Consider the following 18,769-nt stretch of genomic DNA (forward strand, 5'->3'; position numbering starts at 1 on the left):
AGGCAAGAAATCCCCTTCTGAATTAGCTTATTTTTTCATCAGTAGGAATTTTCTCCCCATCCTGGGTTGCGGCATTTTCTTTTAACTATACAACTTTAAAGCCTGGATTGCAGGATAAAGAACTGTATTTTTTAAGTTAACTAATACAAATTTTCACAACCTGCTGTTCCGGTTAAAGTTTCCCTGTCCTGAAGCGATACGAAAGCAGACGGTGTCGTGGTGTAAAAACGCCGTACATGAACTCAGAGCAGGCAGAATGAATGTGAAAGTAAAAAACAGAGTAAACAAGTCCACTGCGCTTTATCTCGCTGCCCTGTCGATGTCATTTTTCGCAGAAATGACACAGGCTAATATGAGCGTTTACCCGATGGAACTTAACGTCGACAGTTCCGGGACGGCCCAAATCAGAGTGGCCTCTAAAAGCGATGATATTCAGTTCATTCGGGTGAGGCAAAAGAAAATTCTTAATCCGGGTACGCCACAGGAAAAAGAAGTTGAGATGGCAGCCTGGAAAGACGGTGGCGTTGTCGTTACCCCTGAAAAATTCGCCTTAGCGGCAGGCGCTTTACGTATCGTGAGGCTGGTATCTCTGACGCCGCCAGAAAAAGAGAGTACCTGGCGCGTTTATTTTGAAGGGGTAAAACAGCCGGATAGTATTCTGCCCGCAGCATCCGCGGGAACGCCGGCTTCGGCCAAACTCGGCGTTAACGTTATCTGGGGAGCATTGGTTCATTTGGCGCCGGAAAAGCCGGTGGTTTCTCTGCGAATAAATCCCGCAGCAGGAACTTTAAAAAATGACGGCTCTTTGCGGGTACCGCTGAAAGAAATTGGCGCTTGCGATGTTAATGATAAATGCAGGTGGTTTAAAGAAGATGCGACTATTTATCCGGACACCGAGCGAAAATTAAAAGTGCTCACTCAGGTTCGTGGCCAAAAATATAAATTCCGCTATTTCAACTGGATTAATAAAACAGCTGAAGAAGCCGACTTACCCGTCGTGCAATAACACGACATCACTGTCAAAACCACGTGTGGTTTGTTTAAAGAGCTAATGGAGCTCGTTTATAAATATGGAGATATCAATGAAGAAGTATATTAAACCTCTGATGATCGTTGCTGCGATGTCGACTGCGTTCAGCGCAATGGCTATTCAGAAGGATATTACGGTTAATGCCAACGTAGATTCCCAGTTGGATATGACCCAGGCCGATAATACGCCATTACCAGCCAGCATCGATATGCAATATCTGCCGGGCCGTGGGCTGGAAAGCTACCGTCTCAATACCAAAATTTGGTCGAACTCAGCCACCAGCAACGTCAAAGTCCGTCTGGTTAGCGCAGCGAATCTGACCAATGAAGATGGCGCCGAAACGGTACCGATGACCGTAAAACTGGGCGATAAAACCCTGAATACCACCGATGCTGAATTCACCGGTAGCGAACTGTTCCCGGGCAGCGTTGAAAACGGTTCTGCGGTCCTGCCGCTGACCATCTCTCAGACCACAAAAGGCATTCTGAAAACCGGCCAGTACAGCGGCGTAGTGAGTCTGATGCTGACTCAGGCGACCACCGCGGAAGGTGGCGCGTAACCCCACAATACGTATAAGGAAGTACATCAGAGGGCGCCTGCCCTCTGATGTCAGGATGACGTCGAGGCTCGTTCATGGCTTTTCACAGAAATGCTCTTCTTTTTGTCGTTTTGTTACCCGCTTCCGTTCAATTAGCCAGCGCCACTATCGTCGTACCTGCGGGCTTTGAGGATCTGGCGAAAACGCAGCGCCTGTGGACAGAAGTGAGTCTGTATGGCGCGTCGCTTGGGCTGTTTGAGGCCGATATTACGCTTGAAACGGTAACCTTTGTGGCGCCGGAAACGCTTGTCGCGGCAATTAAACGTCAGTTCAACGATGATCCTGCCTTGATCGCCTCGGTGACCGGCGCCCTTTCCTCTCCGCTTGCGCGTAACGGCAATCTCGCCTGCAGCAGCAATGGTTCCGCGCCGGGCTGCGATTTTATCGATACCAAAAGCGTGGCCCTGATTTATGACGAGAATAACGCGCGCATAAACCTGTTTTTCGATAGGCGGTATCTACCTAAACAAACGGCGGAAAATCAGTGGTATCAGCCTACGCGTAATACTGAAAACGCGCTGATCCACCAGCAAAATATCAACTTCGTGGCCGATGAAAACTATCAGTCGATGACCGTGCAGGGAAACGGCGCGCTGGCCATGACTGAGAATGGGTATTTTAACCTCGACTGGACCTGGCTTGGGCAGCGCTCTCGCCATCAACAGCAGCAGGAGATCACGGTGAATAACGCCTGGTTCCGTCAGGATCTGTGGCACGAATATTACGTTCAGTTAGGTGAAATGGATACGCGCGATCTCTTCAGCGCGGCCGGCGGCAATATCAACCTCAGCCAGCTGCCGCTTGGAAAAATTCGCGGTTTGCGTGCCGGCTCGACGCGGGCGTGGATCAACCCCGTGCAGCAGTCCAGCGGAACGCCCATTACCGTGCTGCTTTCCCATGACGCGCGTATAGACGCCCGTAGGGGGAATCAGCTGCTGGCCAGTTTTTATCTTAATGCCGGGGCGCAAACCCTGGATACCCGTTCGTTTCCGGACGGGAGCTATACCGTGACGCTGGCGATTTATGAAAACAACCGCCTGACCCGCACCGAGCAGGTTCCGTTTACCCGCACCGGCATCACGCCATTCGACCGCGTCGAGTGGTTTATGCAGGCCGGTGAAACCGATAACGACGATGTAAACGACGAACGCAGCGCCGTGGCGCAAGCGGGCGTTCGCCTGCCTGTAACTTCTACGCTGGCGGTCACCAGCGGCGCAACGGTGAAAAACAACCAGCGTTTTGTGGAAAGTGCCGTCGACTGGAGTCGCGGATTCAATACCGGCCCCATTGATGGCGTGCTCAGCACACGCTTTAGCTACCTTTATGGCAGCCAGGGCCAACGCGGCAATATCCAGCAAATCAGCTACAACGATGGCTTTTCACTAAGCTTCTATCGTAATGCCTTATCGGCTGATAACTGTGACTCCAGCAGTACAGGATTTGACGCGGTGAATGGTTGCTACCGAAGCCTCTCGGTAATGTTCTCCGTACCTGTCGGCTCGTGGTATGCCAACCTCGGTTATTCCGATAACCGCAATGAAGGTCGCTATGTTTCGCGGCGTGAATTACCGAATAGTGACGATCGGCGCGACAACGGTTTGCCCTGGGAATCGGTGTATATGACCCGCACACGCTCGCAGGCATGGCAGGCCGGACTGAGCAATTCGTTCAGCACCCGCGGGCTGAATATCAACAGCAGCATAAACCTGTTTATGCGTAACGATCATTCTGGTGATGGCAAGGATAAAGGCGGCTTCCTGAGCGTAAGCCTGTCGCTGGCTCATAACCGTCAGGGCGATGCCTCCAGCTACACCTCCGTGGGGGCCACGTGGCAACAGCAGAAGCATGAAAAAAATCAGCTCAACTATAACATCGCGCACAACTGGTACACCGATGCGCGCGGTGAAAACGAATATGGTCTTAACGCTTCCGGGATTAATAGCGACTCGCTAAATACTTCGGCCTATACCCGTCAGGGCGGCCGTTTTGGTAACGGAAGTTTGACCGTCAGCGATTCGTGGGATCGCCAGGATCATCGCCACCGGTTCAGCAGCAGCGGTAACTACAGTTCTACGCTGGCGTTATCTCGTTCTGGCCTGTGGTTTGGCCGCTGGGGTGACGGACGCCCGGCGTCAGCCATTGCGGTCAACGTCGACACGCCGGAAGCGTCTCCTGATTCCCGCATTGCCGTTTCGCTTGATAACAGCGGTAGCGCCGATATCCCGGCAAACGCCCGCGCGCTGTTCGCCCTGCCTGGCTATCAGCAAACCACGCTCACTATTAATGAGTCGACGGACATTTCCCACGGCGCCAACAGTGAAATTACGCAGGGGTCGGGAAGCAGAACGGTATTCATGGTGCCAGGAAAAATGCTGCACAGAGAGGTGCAAACCACCACGCGTTACACCTGGCTTGGCCAGTTGACCGATGAACAACATACGCCGTTTATCGGCGGCATGCCGCTCAACGTCAGCGGCTGGAGCGATTTAGGTAATGGCGGCTTTAGCGCGGAAAGCGACAGCCTGATCCAGTCGCTCTATCTGGTGAAACAACAGCAGTTTTACCAGTGCGCGCTGAAGGTGAAGACCATGCGTGACGTCGTGCGTTATGTCGGCACGGTGACCTGTGAAGAACTGACTTATTCCGCGTTACCGGAAACCGTGCAGCAGCAGGCGCAATTACTGCTGGCTGGCCGTACGCCTGCGGTCAGCCCAACGGCGATGAATAACTCAACTCTCTCTACAGGAAAATGATGTGATAACGCGTCTTTTGATTTTACTGCTTGCCTGCATCTGTTTTGCCGAGGCTCAGGCCGGTAGTCCCGCCGGCAGAAATACCAGCGTGGCGTTCGCCTTCGATCGCCAGTCTCCTCCTGCCCGGTTGGATATCTGGCTGCACGAGTCCGGCGGTTATGATTCCAGCGATCCGCAAAAATGGGGACGAAATACCCTGACCTGCCAGTCGCGTACCGATACAACCTATGGCGCCTGCATGACCGCGCCGGTATGGTTTTCGGCAAACCCGGCCGCGCCCTATCCGATAAACCTGCGTTTTACCCACGCAATAACCAACAAAACGGTGGACGTAAAAGTCTATGGCGAACACCGTATGTTTATCAATAACAGAACCTTTGTTTTCGCCAGCTACGTAACGGGCGGTACAGTAGATTTGCCAGCCTGGAACAGTGCGCCCTATTTTGATTTTTACATCGTTCGTAGCGAATTAAACAAACTCGATCAGGCCGGTATCTGGACGGCAACGCTGAAACAGAATTTGCGTGAATGGGGCACCGCCGACTGCAACGGCAACTTTAATGACGTCAATGTTGGCTGCCCAGGCTACCTCACTCTTGCTAACTGGCAGGCAAACCTGCGTATTGAGGTGGTCGACCCGGGCAATCAGCAGATTTACTTACCGGCATTTCCGCACTCCACGCCGGTGGTGAACCTCAACCTCACCAATTTCCCAGGCAGACCCGGCGGCAGTGAGATTAAGGGCGAAAACTCGCTGGATATGTGCCTCTATGATGGCAACAACAGTTCCAGCTCGCGGGCGTTTCTACGCTTTGAAGACGATGGACTTGACGCGACCGGGCGTGCCGAAGGGGCGTTCTCCATCCGGCGACGGGGGGGCAGCCAGACAGATCCAAGAGATCGTCTTGATTATCAGGTGCTGGTGACCAACCCGACCACCGGCGCAACTGAAGTTGCCGCTAACGGTAAAACGTTGACCTGGGAGGGCACCAACAATCGCCGTTATTTGCGCCAGGTTGTCCTGCCGGGCGGCCGCGAAAGCGTGTTATGCATCCCGGCGCCCATTACCCTGAAAACACCCGCCTTTGCCGCCAGCAGCAAAAACGCGGGTGACTATACCGGTACGTTACGCGTTATCTATACCCCCAGTACGTTATAAAGAGGCTACTGTGAGCTACGTTGTTCTTGATAATAATCGCTTTTATGCGGAGGGACTGCGCTACGCCCTCCTCCGTCGTAACGTTAAGACGGAAGTGCATAGCGGCACGGTGCAGTGGCAGCCCTTACTGTTAGAGAGCACCACCCTTGTTATTCGCTGCCGTTTCTCCATCAGTGGTACACATCAGTCGCTGGTTGAAATTTTGCTTACCCTCGAGGCCCATTGCTGGCAGGGTACGGGCTATCTGGTGTGTAATGAAAAAAGCTGGGGGCTGGCCACCTATCTGCGCAAGCGCTTTGAAACGTTAACGTTGCATATCATTGATGACCGAATTTCCGTTGCGGATGCCGCCTGGCTGTTATCTAAAGAGCCAAGGCGGATCCGCACCCTGCGCTGCTGCCTGACCGAGATGGAATTTAACGTCCTCGACAGACTGGTTAAGGGGCAGTCGGTAAGATATGTCGCGCATATGACGAAGATGAGTGAAAAACAGGTCTCGACCTATAAATGTAATGCGCTGAAGAAACTCAATGCGAATAATCTTCTACAGCTTCTGGTGTAACGACTTGTCCATGCGGCATATCGCCACTATTTTCTCTCTAAGCCAGCGGTGAGCGGGATCGCGTTCCATTCTCGGATGCCACATCTGCGAGACGGTAATCCGCCGGCTTTTAAAAGGCAGTTCAAAAAGATGCACCTGCTCAACTACTTGCTGATTGACTAAATAGAGGGCGGGGATCATAGCGATAAGATCCGATTGCAGCGCCACGGAAAGCGCGGTCGGAAATCCGGGTACGACGCTGGCGATTTTGCGTTTCATGCCGAGTTCGGCCAGTACATCATCGACGGACCCGTGCAGCGTACCTTCTGGTGAGGCCACCACATGACCCCAGGCAACATAATCCGCCACGGTTATCTCTGTCAGGGCGGCCAGCGGGTGCCCCTTACGCACCACCCCCACAAACCGATCTTCAAATAGCCGTTGCAGACGGATTTCAGGCCCCATATTGCTCTGGACGCCAATCTCCAGATCAACCAGTCCTTCCCGTAGATAGCGTGACGTTTTCTCAGGCTTAGGCGCAAAGCGTAAACAGACGTTGGGCGCGGCTTCGGCTATCGCCGCAATCAGCGAAGGGCCAAACGCCACCACAAACCCATCGTTTGCCCTGATGGTAAAAAGACGCTCCAGATTTTGCACGTTGAGCGCTTCGGCCGCTGGCTGCAGCACCGCTTTCGCCTCGAAGACCGCGCGACGGGCGCGATCGCGGGTCGCCTCCGCCCACGGCGTCAGCACCATGTTACGCCCGGCGCGAACCAGGATCGGATCTCCGGTGACGTCGCGTAACCGGCTTAGCGTGCGGCTCATGGCTGACGTACTGAGTTTCAAACGACGTGCCGCGCCCGCCACGCTGGCTTCGTTCAGTAATACGTCGAGTGCAATCAATAAATTAAAATCGGGGTCTGACATGACCATCACTCCTGGAACATTCAGATAAGGCGTTTCATGCAACTATAGAGTGTAAATGGTGCGCCTTCCGCCCGGTAAAAGCCATCTTTATAGTTTCGTCATCCAGATATCCTCTGCAGGAGACAACACGATGACACTTTTTTCCAGCCAACCTGGCGATGACGGGCTGCCAGGTCCGGCGCGAGCGCGGGTCATGGCCGCGGTAATGACCACCACCTTAATGGGCGTCTTTGATGGCACCATGGTAAACATTGCCCTGCCGTCGATGGCGCAGGAACTGCAGGCGTCAGCCAGTACCGCCGTCTGGTTCGCCAACGGGTATCTGCTGGCGGCGGCGATGACGCTGGCGATATTCGCCGCGCTGGCGGCGCGTTTCGGCTACCGCCCGGTGTTTCTGGCCGGACTGACGACATTTATTTTGGCATCAGCAGGTTGCGCGCTGGCGACGACGCCTGAGCTGCTCATCGGCATGCGGGTGCTGCAAGGGATCGGCGGCGCGGCAACGCTCAGTATCGCGCCCGCCATATTGCGCTCCGTTTTTCCCGGACGACTGCTGGGGCGTATTCTCGGGATACACGCCCTGCTCATCGCTTCAAGCTCCGCCATCGGGCCGGTGCTGGGCGGCACGATCCTGCATACCTTGAGCTGGCAATGGCTGTTTGCAATAAACGTGATCCCCGGCACCGTCGCCTTACTGCTGGCGGTCAGAGCGCTACCGCGGCCGGCAGTTGGCGGGAAAGCCGCTTTTGATACGCCCGGGGCGATATTGTCGGCGCTGCTATTGGGTTCAACGATCATGGCGGCGAATAGCTTGCAGAGCGCTTCGCAGCATATCGATAGTCTGTACTGGACGTTGCTCGCGGCGATAAGCGGTACCGCCTTTATCTGGCGTATCCGGCGTACGGACAACCCGCTGCTGCCGCCTGCGATGTTTAAGAATGAACGTTTTACCCTTTCGGCCTTTACGTCGCTGATCGCCTTCGTAAGCCAGGGGATCACTTTTATTGCGCTGCCGTTCCTGTTCCAGAACGAGTATGGCTATAGTCCGATGCTCTCGGCGCTGCTGTTTACTCCGTGGCCATTGGGGATAGTGCTGATCGCGCCGCACGCCGGCCGCTGGGCGGACTCAATCTCTGCTCCGCTCATCTCGACGCTGGGATTGATGATTTTTGTCGCGGGTTTAATCCTGCTGGCGATGCTGCCCGCTACGCCCGCCGCGTGGGATATCTGCCTGCGGAGCCTGGTATGCGGTATTGGCTTTGGCTGCTTCCAGAGCCCGAATAACCGTGAAATGCTGTCAAACGTGAGTCGCGAACAGGCGAGCTATGCCTCGGGCGTGTTATCCATCATGCGCACGTTCGGGCAGTGTCTGGGCGCCGCCGTGATGGGCGTACTGTTGGCAAAAGACGAAAGCGCCGTTCATATTGCGCTGTGGATCGCCGCCGCGGCCTCGGCGTTGTCGGTGGCCGTTAGCGCCAGCCGACTGCGGAAAATAGCTTTTCCTGCGGGAGCGGGATAAGTCTGCGGCGCATCCCCGACAAGAGGATGCGCCCGTTATTGCTTTACCCGGCAAGTTTTATCACCGCCCGGCTGAAGGCATCAATCGCCAGTTCGACATCGGCTTCGCTGACCGATTCCGCCGGATGGTGACTAATTCCCCCTTTACAGCGCACAAACAGCATCCCCACCGGCCAGCGCTCCGCGACAGCAATCGCATCATGTCCGGCGCCGCTTGGCAGCGTCAACGCCGCGCCCTGTACCTCGCATACCGCTTCGGCAATCACCCCCTGTAATCGCGGATCGCAGGTGGTTGCCGCAATGCGATAGAACTCCTCAGAGGCAAACTGCAGGCCGCGACGCCCGGCAATCTCTGCGGCTGACGCCAGCAATGAATCCAGTAATGCATCCAGCGGTTGATCCTGCGGACCGCGGATATCAAGAGTCAATGCGACTTCGCCGGGAATGACGTTGACCGCCCCCGGCGAGCAGCGCAATGTCCCGACGGTAGCGACCAGGTTGCCTCCCTGCTGGCGCGTTGTGCTCTCAATACACAGCATCCACTCCGCGGCGGCGGCAAGCGCGTCGCGGCGCTGGTCCATCGGCACCGTGCCGGCATGACCCGCCTCGCCGGTAAAACAGCAATTGAGGCGCCGCGCACCGTTGATCGCCTCGACCACACCGAGTGCCGAACCGGCCTGTTCCAGCCTCGGCCCCTGCTCGATATGCAGTTCGAGATAGGCGGAAAAATCTTCCGCCGGGCGCGAGGATGAGTGAACGCGTGATGGATCCAACCCGGCGTTGACCATCGCCTGCGCCAGGCTAATGCCTTCGGCATCATGCTGGTCGAGCCAGGCATGTGGCCAGCTTCCCGTCAGACCCTTGCTGCCTAATAGCGTGATACCAAAGCGTGTTCCTTCTTCATCGCAGAAACCGACGATTTCGATGGCCTGCGCCAGTCGGCGCTCCTGATTATGCAGGCTCTGTACCACTTCGATGGCGGCTAACACCCCCAACATGCCATCATATCGCCCGGCGTTGCGAACCGTATCGAGATGCGATCCAAGCAAAATCGCCGGTGCCCCTTCTTCACGGCCTTCATAGCGCCCGCAAATATTACCGACGCTGTCCTGCCAGACGAGCATACCTGCCTGGCGCATCCAGTGGCCAACCTGCTGATTAGCTTCAAGATGCTGTGGCGAAAGGTAAACCCGCGTCAGGCCTTCCGGCGTTTCGCTTATCGCCGCCAATCTCTCAGCCCGCGCCATCACTCGCGCTGCGGCCAGGTTCATAGCGGCTTCTCGCTGCGATAATGATCCCACGCCGCCTGCATGGCTGCCCCTTGCGTGGTGGGGAATTTCAGGTAATTGAGTACTGATTCCAGCGCGCTGAGGGTAGTCATGACGCAATCTTTACGCGCGTTGTAACCCATTGTGCCTATACGCCACACTTTGCCGTGCAGCGGGCCGAATGAGGTGCCAATCTCAATGGCGAAATCTTGCAGCATCAGTTGGCGTACCTGGTCGCCACTAATGCCCTGCGGGATGATCACGCCCAATACGTTATTCATTTTGTGTTGCAGGTCGCCAAAGATTTCCAGACCCATCGCCTGAATACCTTTCACCAGCGCGTCGCCGTGCAGTTTGTGGCGGGCAATGCCGTTATCGAGCCCTTCCTCAAGAATCAGACGCGCGCATTCGCGGGCGGCGAACAGCGCGGATGTCGCTTCCGTATGGTGGTTAAGGCGTTCTGGCCCCCAATAATCCATCACCATCCCGAGATCGAAATAGTTGGAATAAACCATCTCATCGACGCCATCAAGGTGTTCGGCGGTACGGATCCCCTGCTCAACGCATTTACGTCGACGGATAGCCTCTTCCATCCGCGGGCTCAGGGTAATGGGCGAGGTGCCGGAGGGGCCGCCGAGACACTTTTGCATCCCTGCCGATACCGCATCCAGTCCCCAGGCATCGGTCTCCAGCGCATTGCCGCCCAATGAGGCGGTGGCGTCGGTATAAAACAGCACATCATAACGACGGCAGATCTCGCCCAGCTCCGCCAGCGGCTGCAACATGGTGGTCGAGGTATCTCCCTGTACCGTCAGCAGCATACGTGGACGCACCCGTTTGATCGCATCTTCAATCTGCTCGGAAGAGAACACTTCACCCCACGGCACCTCAATGGTATGCACTTCCGCCCGGCAGCGGCGGGCAATTTCACATAACAGATGGCCAAAGCGGCCAAATACCGGCACCAGCACTTTGTCGCCGGGGCGGATCGCGGAGATCAAAATGGCTTCAATCCCCGCCCGTGACGTGCCATCCACCAGCATGGTCCAGCGGTTGCTGGTGCGGAATACCCCGCGGTATAACGCCATGACTTCGTTCATATAGTGCGTCATAGCCGGATCGTATTGGCCGATAAGCTGGCTGGACATCGCGCGCAGGACGCGCGGGTCGGCGTTGATCGGCCCCGGCCCCATCAGCAGACGATGCGGAGGATTGATTTGTGAAAATTGAGCGATATCCATCGTAGATTCCTTTATTAATTCAGTCCGCGCACGGAGGAGATAAATTGTTTGAGTTCATTGGTTTGTGGCTGGCTAAACAGCGTTTTGCTGTCGCCCTGCTCCCAGACTCGCCCCTGGTGCATAAACACCACCCGGTCGCCGACTTCACGGGCAAAATTCATTTCATGGGTAACCAGAATCAGCGTCATTCCTTCCGCGGCCAGCTGTTCCAGCACTTTGAGCACCTCGCCCACCAGTTCCGGATCCAGCGCGGAGGTGATTTCGTCACAGAGTAAAACTTTTGGCGACATCGCCAGCGCGCGGGCGATAGCTACCCGCTGCTGTTGCCCGCCGGAGAGGCTGGAGGGATAGAAATCCAGCCGATCGCCAAGCCCGACTTTTCCCAGCATTTGCTGCGCCAGTTCGCGGCACTCGGCAGGCTTTTTTTTCAATACCCGCCGCGGCGCCAGCATCACATTTTCCAGCGCCGTCATGTGCGGAAATAAATTGAAGTTCTGGAATACCATGCCAACGGAGCGGCTAATCTCCCGCGCCTGCGAGTCACGATCGGTAATGGTCATGCCGCCGAGCTTAATACTGCCTTCCTGGTACCCCTCCAGCCCGTTAATGCAGCGCAATAAGGTGCTTTTCCCCGAGCCGCTTCGGCCGATGATGGAAATCACCTCGCCCATATTGATATCGAGATCGACCCCCTTCAGCACGTGGTTATCGCCGTAGAATTTCTGCACCTGATTAATGGTGATGAGCGGCATTGAATTTATTCTCCAGATAGCGGCTGTAACGGGACAGCGGATAACACAAGATGAAGTAGCCCAGCGCGACCAGCGCGAAAACCTTAAACGGCTGATACGTCACATTGGTGAGCATGGTGCCAGCCTTGGTGAGCTCGACGAAACCGATAATCGACGCCAGCGCGGTGCCTTTTATCACCTGCACGGCGAAACCCACGGTGGGAGCGATGGCAATCCGCACCGCCTGTGGCGCCACTACGCGACATAACGTCTGGGTGAAATTTAATCCCAGGCAACGCGATGCCTCCCACTGTCCTTTCGGCAAGGCCCGGATACTGCCGTACCAGATATCCAGCAAAAAGGCGCTGGTATAGAGGGTCAGCGCCAGCGCGGCGGCGGTCCACGGCGACACATCGATCCCGAATAACGCCACGCCGAAAAAGGCGAGAAACAGCTGCATCAGCAATGGCGTCCCCTGAAATAGCTCGATATAGCCGCGAATGAGGCGCTGCACCCACAATTTACCCCGCAGGCGCAGCAGCAACAGCGGTAATGTCACCAGCGCGCCGCCAATAAAAGCCGTCAATGACAGCAGCACGGTCCAGCGTCCGGCCAGCAGCAGATTGCGTACGATGTCCCAGTCGGTAAAGGTTGTCATCATGCCTGCACCCTCAGCCATTTACGTCCAGCCGCCATTAGCAGCTGGCGCATCGCTATCGATAACGCTAAATAGAGACACGTCGTCACCAGATACACCTCGAAGCTCAAAAACGTTCGCGATTGAATTAAGTTGGCGGCAAAGGTCAGCTCTTCATAAGAGACCTGCGATACCACCGACGATCCGAGCATCACGATAATGCACTGGCTCACCAGCGCCGGATAAATACGCTGCAACGCCGGCGGCAACACCACCTGAATAAAGGTCTGACTCCGGCTGAGCCCCAGTACCCGGCCGGCTTCCCACTGCCCTTTTGGCGTCACCTGGATCCCGGCGCGGACAATCTCCGTACTGTAGGCGCCCAGGTTGACGATCATCGCCAGTAGCGCCGCTTCGCCCGCCGTCATCTTCAACCCCAGATTCGGCAGGCCGAAAACAATAAAGAACAGTTGAACCACGAACGGCGTATTGCGGATAACCTCAACGTAAGCCCCCCATATCCGACTCAGCCAGCTTGCCCGCCCGCTACGCAGAGCCGCGCCGACGATCCCGATGGCCAGGCCGCCGAGTGTGGCGAGTACAGTGAGTTGGATAGTGACCCAGAGTCCCGCCACGAGCTCCGGCCAATAAGGCCAGAGCGCGGAAAAATGTAATTGCTCCGTCATCGCCGTACCTTAAGCGGCAAAGTCGCTGGGCAACGGCGCTTTCAGCCACTGCTGTGACAACGTATTGAGGGTGCCGTCCTTAATGCCCTGCGCGATTAAGGCATTCACCTTTTCCTTCAGCGCCGGTTCATTCTTTTTCAGGCCAATCACGCACGGTGAATCCTTAAGCATAAAGTTGGCGACCGGGGCTTTCGCCGGGTTTTGCCGCGAGATAGCCGCCACCACCAGGTTACCCGTCGCTACGTATTGCACCTGACCAGAAAGCCAGGCCGACAGCGTGGTGTTGTTATCTTCGTAACGCTTAATCTGCGTCGCTTTCGGCGCAATGCTGGTCAGCACCATATCTTCCACCGCGCCGCGGGTCACGCCGATACTCTTACCGCTCAGTTCGGCCGCATCTTTCAGGGTACTGCCCTGCGGGCCGAAGACGCCAAGGAAAAACGGCGCGTAGGGTTGGCTGAAATCGATGACCTTTTCCCGCTCGGCGTTCTTACCCAGGCTTGAGATCACCAGATCCACTTTATCGGTCTGCAGATACGGTACCCGGTTGGCGCTGCTCACCGGAACCAGCTGCAGTTTTAGCTTCATCTGCTTTGCCAGATAGCGGGCCATATCGATGTCATACCCCTGTGGCTGGAGATCGGTGCCGACGGAACCAAACGGCGGGAAATCCTGGGGAACGGCGACGCGGATCACCCCGCGTTTTTCAATATCCTGGAGTTGGTCCGCGCGTGCGGCGGTGATTTGTGTTAACAGACAAGCGGCCCCGGTCAGCGCGATCAGCAGTTTTTTCATCATCATTCCCCGTTATGTTAGTATGAAACAAAAGATTCTTTAAATAAACTTCTGCAACTAATGTGCCAGATACGGACAAAACAAATTTGCGCCGGCTAATCGGCTTTTAGCGGGAAATGACGGGAATATTAACCATAGCGGTAAGAAGAATTGGATTTCTTCTTACCGCATTTTGGCACCAAAAAGGTGCAAAGCACCAGCATGACTCCCCATTATCGTTGTTCAAGCTCATCCAGTTGTTGGTATAACGTAGCGATGTCATGAATGCGCGGGCGACCGCTATCGAGAATTTCATGTAGCAAGGCGTTGGCCAGCAGGTTGATAAGACTATTGGCCGACGCGTAGCTGTCGAAAGCCGACACGCTGTCCAGCGGGGCGCAGAGCCGCCAGCGCGCCAGAGGAAACAGGCTATGCGCCTGCGGCTCGCAGATTAGCAGCTGCGGAACTCCCCGCTGTTGCAGTTGCTGCATCAATGGGCGAATAATTCGCGGCCGACGGCGAAACGCCATCACCACCACCATATCTTCCGCGCTTAAATCGACCAGTTCTTCACTTAGGCTTTGCCCCGGTTGCGGCAGCACCACCACTTGCCCGCGCGCCTGCAGTAACTGCTGACGTAGATGCAACGCCAGCGGCCAGGAGTTACGCATCCCAATAATGACGACGCGCCTGGCATTCACCAGTGCGTTAATGGCTTCGGCAAACTGCCGGGCATCCAGCGCGTTGACCCACTGCGTCAGGTTTGCCATCTCCTGCTTATAATGCCGCGCCAGCAAGGTATTACCCTGCACCGCCTCGCGATGATCGGTCAACGGCATCCCGCTCTGGCGTAACGTGCGCAGCTCATCGCGCATATCGCGATACTTTTCATACCCCAGCCGTTTAAACAGGCGGCTTACCGTCGCTTTAGATACCCCGCTCAGCTGGGCCAGCTCGGCGCTGTTGTAGCTAATCAGGTCATCAAAGTGGTCGACAATGAAATCCGCCACCCGCTGCTCCTGGGGTGACAACGAAGCATATTGCGCCTTCAGCCGTTCATCGAGTTGTTCCATAGCGCCTCTGTAACTTTTGTTTCACTGAACTATACCGCTAACCCCCTTCACAATGCATGCCACAATGAGAAAAGAAAATGATAACCGCAACATTGAAACTTTCTTTTCAAAGTGGAACAGCTTTTGCACGGACAGCGTTTGCAGCAGTGGCTGCACGATTCGTTACGAGGATAATTTATGCAGAGTCATTTCTCGACCCAGGGGATGGCGGTCGCCCCCCATCATCTGGCTAGCCAAAGCGCGCTGTCCCTGCTGCGCGAAGGCGGAAGCGCAATAGAAGCGATGGTCGCCGCCGCTGCGACCATCGCGGTGGTCTATCCGCATATGAATGGTTTAGGCGGCGATGGGTTCTGGCTGATCGTGCCGCCGCAGGGCGATCCGATCGCCATTGACGCCAGCGGCGCCGCTGGTTCACTGGCGACGCCGGAAGCCTATGCCGGGCTAACGCACATCCCGCATCGCGGCCCGCAATCCGCCCTGACCGTCGCCGGCACCGTCAGCGGCTGGGATGAGGCGCTGAAAGTTTCACAATCCCTGACCGGTAAATCACTACCGCTTTCGCGCCTGTTACAGGACGCGATTGGCTATGCCGATAACGGTATTCCGGTGACCGCCTCACAAGCCAGCGCCACCGCTGGAAAGTTAGATGAACTTCAGCGCCAGCCGGGCTTCGCTGAGACCTTTCTGGTCAATGGCCGCCCTCCTGAAAGCGGCAGCCGCTTTTGTCAGCCTGCGCTGGCCTCCACGCTAAAACGGCTGGTTGCGGAAGGGCTTGATAGTTTCTATCGCGGCTCGCTGGCGGAACAACTGGCGGCCGGCATGGCCCGTTACGGCCTGCCTATCACGCTTGACGATCTGCGCCAGCATCGCGCGCGCCGCCCGCAACCACTGCGGCTACAGCATCAACACGGTGAGTTATGGAACCTGGCGCCGCCGACGCAGGGGCTGGTGTCGCTGGCCATCCTCGGCATCACTGACCGGCTGGCGATGGAACAGGCCGACGATGCGCAGACCATCCACCGTATCGTGGAAGCGACAAAACAGGCCTTTAGCCTGCGCGATAAACATATTACCGACCCGCTGCATCTGGACGTGGATATTCAAAGTTTGCTGTCCCCGCAGGCGTTACAACCGCTGGCGGAGAAGATCGACGACCAGCGCGCCGCGCCATGGGGCGCAGGCAAAGGCCCCGGCGATACCGTCTGGATGGGCGTGATGGATAGTAGCGGGCTGGCGGTCTCCTTTATCCAGAGTCTCTACCATGAGTTTGGCAGCGGCGTGGTGCTTCCGGACAGCGGTATTGTCTGGCAAAACCGCGGCGCGTCGTTCAGCCTCGACCCGGCGCATTTGCTGGCGCTGGCGCCCGGCAAGCAACCCTTCCATACCCTTAATCCCGCCGCCGCACGCCTGAACGATGGGCGGGTGATGGTTTATGGCTCAATGGGCGGCGACGGCCAGCCGCAAACCCAGGCGGCGCTGTTCACCCGTTATATCCTGCAGAACGTCCCGCTTCAGGAGAGTATTTCTCGTCCGCGCTGGCTCCTTGGGCGCACCTGGGGACAGACCTCGGACTCACTAAAAGTGGAAGGTCGCTTTGCGCCGCAAACCCTCGCCCGACTCAGGGAACTGGGGCATGAAGTTGAGGTACTGGCCGACTTCAGCGAGGCCATGGGACATGCCGGGGCCATTGTCCGCCATCCTGACGGCCTGTTTGAAGGCGCGTCTGACCCGCGCAGTAACGGCACCGCCGCTGGCTATTAGGAGGAGAAGCATGAAACAAACCGAAAAAGAGTGGCGCGACTGGCTTCTACAGATGGAACAGATCCTCGCCCTTGAACTGGATGAATCGCGCCGCGCTGAGCTGCTGGCGCAATTTCGCCGCATTGCCGATATGGCTGAACCGCTGATGGCCTATCCGCTCGATCAGCGTCTGGAAATCGCCGGAGTGTATAAAGCATGAAGCTACATCAGATGACCATTGCCGACATTCAGCAGTCGCTGAGTCGCGGTGAATTTAGCGCCAGAGAGCTGGCTCGCCAGACGCTTGATGATATTGCGCAAAGTAACCCGCGGCTCAACGCCTGGACGACAGTCACCGGGAAACGGATGCTCGACGAAGCGGACGCCATTGATGCCCTACGGCGTACGAATCAGCCGCTGCCTGCGCTGGCAGGTATTCCCTATGCGGTCAAAAATCTGTTTGATGTCGCAGGGGAAACCACCCTTGCCGGCGCGCAACTGTTCAGCGATAACCCGCCTGCCCGCGTCGATAGCTGGGCGGTAAGTCAGATCCATAGCGCAGGCGGCCTGCTCAGCGGGATGCTGAATATGGACGCCTATGCTTACGGTTTTACCACGGAAAACAGCCACTATGGCGCGACGCGCAATCCGCACGATCTTAACCGCATTGCCGGCGGATCCTCCGGCGGCTCGGCGGCGGCGGTCGCCGCCGGATTGGTTAATTTCTCGCTCGGTAGCGACACCAATGGTTCGATTCGCGTTCCGGCATCCCTGAGTGGGATTTTTGGTCTCAAGCCAACCTTCGGCCGCCTGTCGCGCGCCGGCAGCCACCCTTTTGTTCCCAGCCTCGATCATATTGGTCCGTTTGCCCGCACGGTAGAGGATTTAGCCACAGTTTACGATGTTCTGCAGGGGCGAGACGTCAACGATGGGTTTCAGGCCGAACGCGGCGTCGCCCCTGCCACGCCGCATCTACGATATGGTCTCCAGGGGCTGCGTTGCGCGGTTTTAGGCGGCTATTTCAGCCGCTGGTGCGATGACGATGGCCGCGCGGCGGTGGCTCGCGTCGCCCGCTATCTCGAAGCCTCTGAAGAGTATCTCTTCCCCGAGGCGGAGCTGGCGCGCGCTTCTGCGTTTATCATTAGCGCTTCTGAAGGCGGAAACCAGTACCTTCCAGCCTTACGGCGCGAGCCGGAGCGCTTTGAACCGCACTCGCGCGAACGTCTGCTGGCGGGCGCGATGATCCCTTCCGCCTGGTACCTGCAGGCGCAGCGCTTCCGTCGCCACGCTCAGCAGCGAGTCGCCTCGCTGTTCACCCACGCCGATGTGCTCATCGCCCCGGCAACACCGTGCAGCGCGACGCTTATTGGCGAGCAGACGATGGAGATCAACGGCGAGTCTTTACCGATACGCGCCAGCATGGGCATGCTTACTCAACCGATCTCCTTTATCGGTCTGCCGGTGGTGACCGTCCCGCTTCGTTCCGCGACGGGGCTGCCTGTCGGGGTGCAGTTAATTGCCGCGCCGTTTAATGAACAGGCTTGTCTGCGCGCCGCCTATGCGCTGGAAGCGATGGGAGTAACCGATTCTCGTCCGGTGGGGGTAGCCGCATGATCGCATCACAAGACATCAATCTTCCGCAAGTGGTCGCCGAAGTTACGGCGGCCTTTTATCGCTATGAACAGGCGCTGGTGAGTAACGATATCGCGGTGCTGGATGCGTTGTTCTGGCACGATACGCGCACGGTTCGCCTCGGCGCCGGAGAGAATCTGTATGGTATTGATGAGATCCGCGCCTTCCGCGCCGCGCGCCCTGCCGCAGGGCTTGCGCGGGAGTTACGCCATACGGTGATCACCACCTATGGAGAGGATTATGCGGTATGCAGTACCGAGTTCACCCGTGAAGGCAGCGAACGTATTGGCCGTCAGCAGCAAACCTGGGTGCGGTTTTCCTGCGGCTGGCGTATCGTTGCCGCGCAGGTCAGTTTGATGGGACATTGATGCCGTTGTCGCCCCCTGCTTGCGCTGCGCTTAGCAGGGCTACCAACTCACAATGGCACGGATCGTAGGCCGGATAAGGCGCAGCCCCATCCG

At 56.8% G+C, this 18,769-nt stretch carries 18 protein-coding genes; 10 read left to right on the plus strand and 8 right to left on the minus strand.

Going from position 1 to position 18,769, the window contains the following annotated elements; translation table 11 throughout:
• Window positions 1–256 precede the first annotated feature (256 nt).
• The 5 genes from PGS10_RS01340 to PGS10_RS01360 all read left to right on the plus strand — a co-directional run bounded on the left by PGS10_RS01340 (window position 257) and on the right by PGS10_RS01360 (window position 6,102).
• Entirely contained in the window at window positions 257–1,006 is a 750-nt protein-coding gene (locus tag PGS10_RS01340; protein ID WP_045394403.1) for a fimbrial protein, read from the plus strand.
• Window positions 1,007–1,082: 76 nt separating this feature from the next.
• Window positions 1,083–1,589 carry a CS1 type fimbrial major subunit gene (locus PGS10_RS01345; protein ID WP_015366620.1) on the plus strand — a complete coding sequence of 169 codons (507 nt, stop codon included), beginning with the start codon at window positions 1,083–1,085 and terminating at the stop codon, window positions 1,587–1,589.
• A gap of 74 nt (window positions 1,590–1,663) precedes the next feature.
• Window positions 1,664–4,381, plus strand: coding sequence for a TcfC E-set like domain-containing protein (locus tag PGS10_RS01350; RefSeq protein ID WP_316422272.1), 2,718 nt, complete (start codon window positions 1,664–1,666; stop codon window positions 4,379–4,381).
• Window position 4,382: 1 nt separating this feature from the next.
• Window positions 4,383–5,540 (plus strand): CfaE/CblD family pilus tip adhesin, encoded by a 1,158-nt coding sequence (locus PGS10_RS01355; protein WP_047048351.1) that lies wholly within the window; start codon window positions 4,383–4,385, stop codon window positions 5,538–5,540.
• 10 nt (window positions 5,541–5,550) lie between these two features.
• Entirely contained in the window at window positions 5,551–6,102 is a 552-nt protein-coding gene (locus tag PGS10_RS01360) for a LuxR C-terminal-related transcriptional regulator (RefSeq protein WP_045394397.1), read from the plus strand.
• Here the strand turns inward: PGS10_RS01360 and PGS10_RS01365 are convergent.
• The gene (locus PGS10_RS01365) at window positions 6,085–7,008 is read right to left on the minus strand and encodes a LysR family transcriptional regulator (RefSeq protein ID WP_316422274.1); all 924 of its coding nucleotides are present in this window, start codon (window positions 7,006–7,008) and stop codon (window positions 6,085–6,087) included. The genes PGS10_RS01360 and PGS10_RS01365 overlap by 18 nt on opposite strands.
• Before the next feature lie 130 nt (window positions 7,009–7,138).
• Between PGS10_RS01365 and PGS10_RS01370 the strand changes: the two genes are divergently transcribed.
• Window positions 7,139–8,527, plus strand: a complete 1,389-nt coding sequence (locus PGS10_RS01370) for an MFS transporter (protein ID WP_316422275.1) — start codon at window positions 7,139–7,141, stop codon at window positions 8,525–8,527.
• Between the two features lie 43 nt (window positions 8,528–8,570).
• On the opposite strand, the gene hpxK is transcribed toward PGS10_RS01370, so the two are convergent.
• The 7 genes from hpxK to hpxU form a co-directional block, all read right to left on the minus strand.
• On the minus strand, window positions 8,571–9,797 hold the full coding sequence (gene hpxK, locus PGS10_RS01375; RefSeq protein WP_316422276.1) for an allantoate amidohydrolase: 1,227 nt from the start codon (window positions 9,795–9,797) through the stop codon (window positions 8,571–8,573).
• Entirely contained in the window at window positions 9,794–11,035 is a 1,242-nt protein-coding gene (locus tag PGS10_RS01380; RefSeq protein WP_063415298.1) for a pyridoxal-phosphate-dependent aminotransferase family protein, read from the minus strand. Before PGS10_RS01380 ends, hpxK begins: the two co-directional genes overlap by 4 nt.
• A gap of 14 nt (window positions 11,036–11,049) precedes the next feature.
• Window positions 11,050–11,787 carry an amino acid ABC transporter ATP-binding protein gene (locus tag PGS10_RS01385; protein ID WP_045394384.1) on the minus strand — a complete coding sequence of 246 codons (738 nt, stop codon included), beginning with the start codon at window positions 11,785–11,787 and terminating at the stop codon, window positions 11,050–11,052.
• The gene (locus tag PGS10_RS01390; protein WP_032715563.1) at window positions 11,768–12,424 is read right to left on the minus strand and encodes an amino acid ABC transporter permease; all 657 of its coding nucleotides are present in this window, start codon (window positions 12,422–12,424) and stop codon (window positions 11,768–11,770) included. Before PGS10_RS01390 ends, PGS10_RS01385 begins: the two co-directional genes overlap by 20 nt.
• Entirely contained in the window at window positions 12,424–13,089 is a 666-nt protein-coding gene (locus PGS10_RS01395; RefSeq protein WP_047048364.1) for an amino acid ABC transporter permease, read from the minus strand. Before PGS10_RS01395 ends, PGS10_RS01390 begins: the two co-directional genes overlap by 1 nt.
• Before the next feature lie 9 nt (window positions 13,090–13,098).
• A complete protein-coding gene (locus PGS10_RS01400) occupies window positions 13,099–13,884 on the minus strand; it encodes a transporter substrate-binding domain-containing protein (protein ID WP_045394380.1) in 786 nt (261 codons plus the stop codon).
• Window positions 13,885–14,096: 212 nt separating this feature from the next.
• Window positions 14,097–14,936: a MurR/RpiR family transcriptional regulator HpxU gene (hpxU, locus tag PGS10_RS01405; RefSeq protein ID WP_047079182.1), complete on the minus strand. Its 840-nt coding sequence runs from the start codon at window positions 14,934–14,936 to the stop codon at window positions 14,097–14,099.
• A gap of 177 nt (window positions 14,937–15,113) precedes the next feature.
• On the opposite strand from hpxU, the gene hpxW reads away from it, so the two are divergent.
• The 4 genes from hpxW to hpxZ are packed head-to-tail and all read left to right on the plus strand — an operon-like array spanning window position 15,114 to window position 18,676.
• Window positions 15,114–16,697: an oxamate amidohydrolase gene (gene hpxW / locus PGS10_RS01410; RefSeq protein ID WP_316422277.1), complete on the plus strand. Its 1,584-nt coding sequence runs from the start codon at window positions 15,114–15,116 to the stop codon at window positions 16,695–16,697.
• Window positions 16,698–16,707: 10 nt separating this feature from the next.
• A complete protein-coding gene (hpxX, locus tag PGS10_RS01415; protein WP_015366605.1) occupies window positions 16,708–16,896 on the plus strand; it encodes an oxalurate catabolism protein HpxX in 189 nt (62 codons plus the stop codon).
• Complete coding sequence (locus PGS10_RS01420) at window positions 16,893–18,290, plus strand: AtzE family amidohydrolase (RefSeq protein WP_316422278.1); 1,398 nt, start codon at window positions 16,893–16,895, stop codon at window positions 18,288–18,290. Before hpxX ends, PGS10_RS01420 begins: the two co-directional genes overlap by 4 nt.
• Window positions 18,287–18,676, plus strand: a complete 390-nt coding sequence (gene hpxZ / locus PGS10_RS01425; RefSeq protein ID WP_316422280.1) for an oxalurate catabolism protein HpxZ — start codon at window positions 18,287–18,289, stop codon at window positions 18,674–18,676. Before PGS10_RS01420 ends, hpxZ begins: the two co-directional genes overlap by 4 nt.
• Window positions 18,677–18,769: the final 93 nt, after the last annotated feature.

It is taken from the genome of Klebsiella sp. 141153, from assembly GCF_032601995.1.
GTDB lineage: Bacteria > Pseudomonadota > Gammaproteobacteria > Enterobacterales > Enterobacteriaceae > Klebsiella > Klebsiella aerogenes.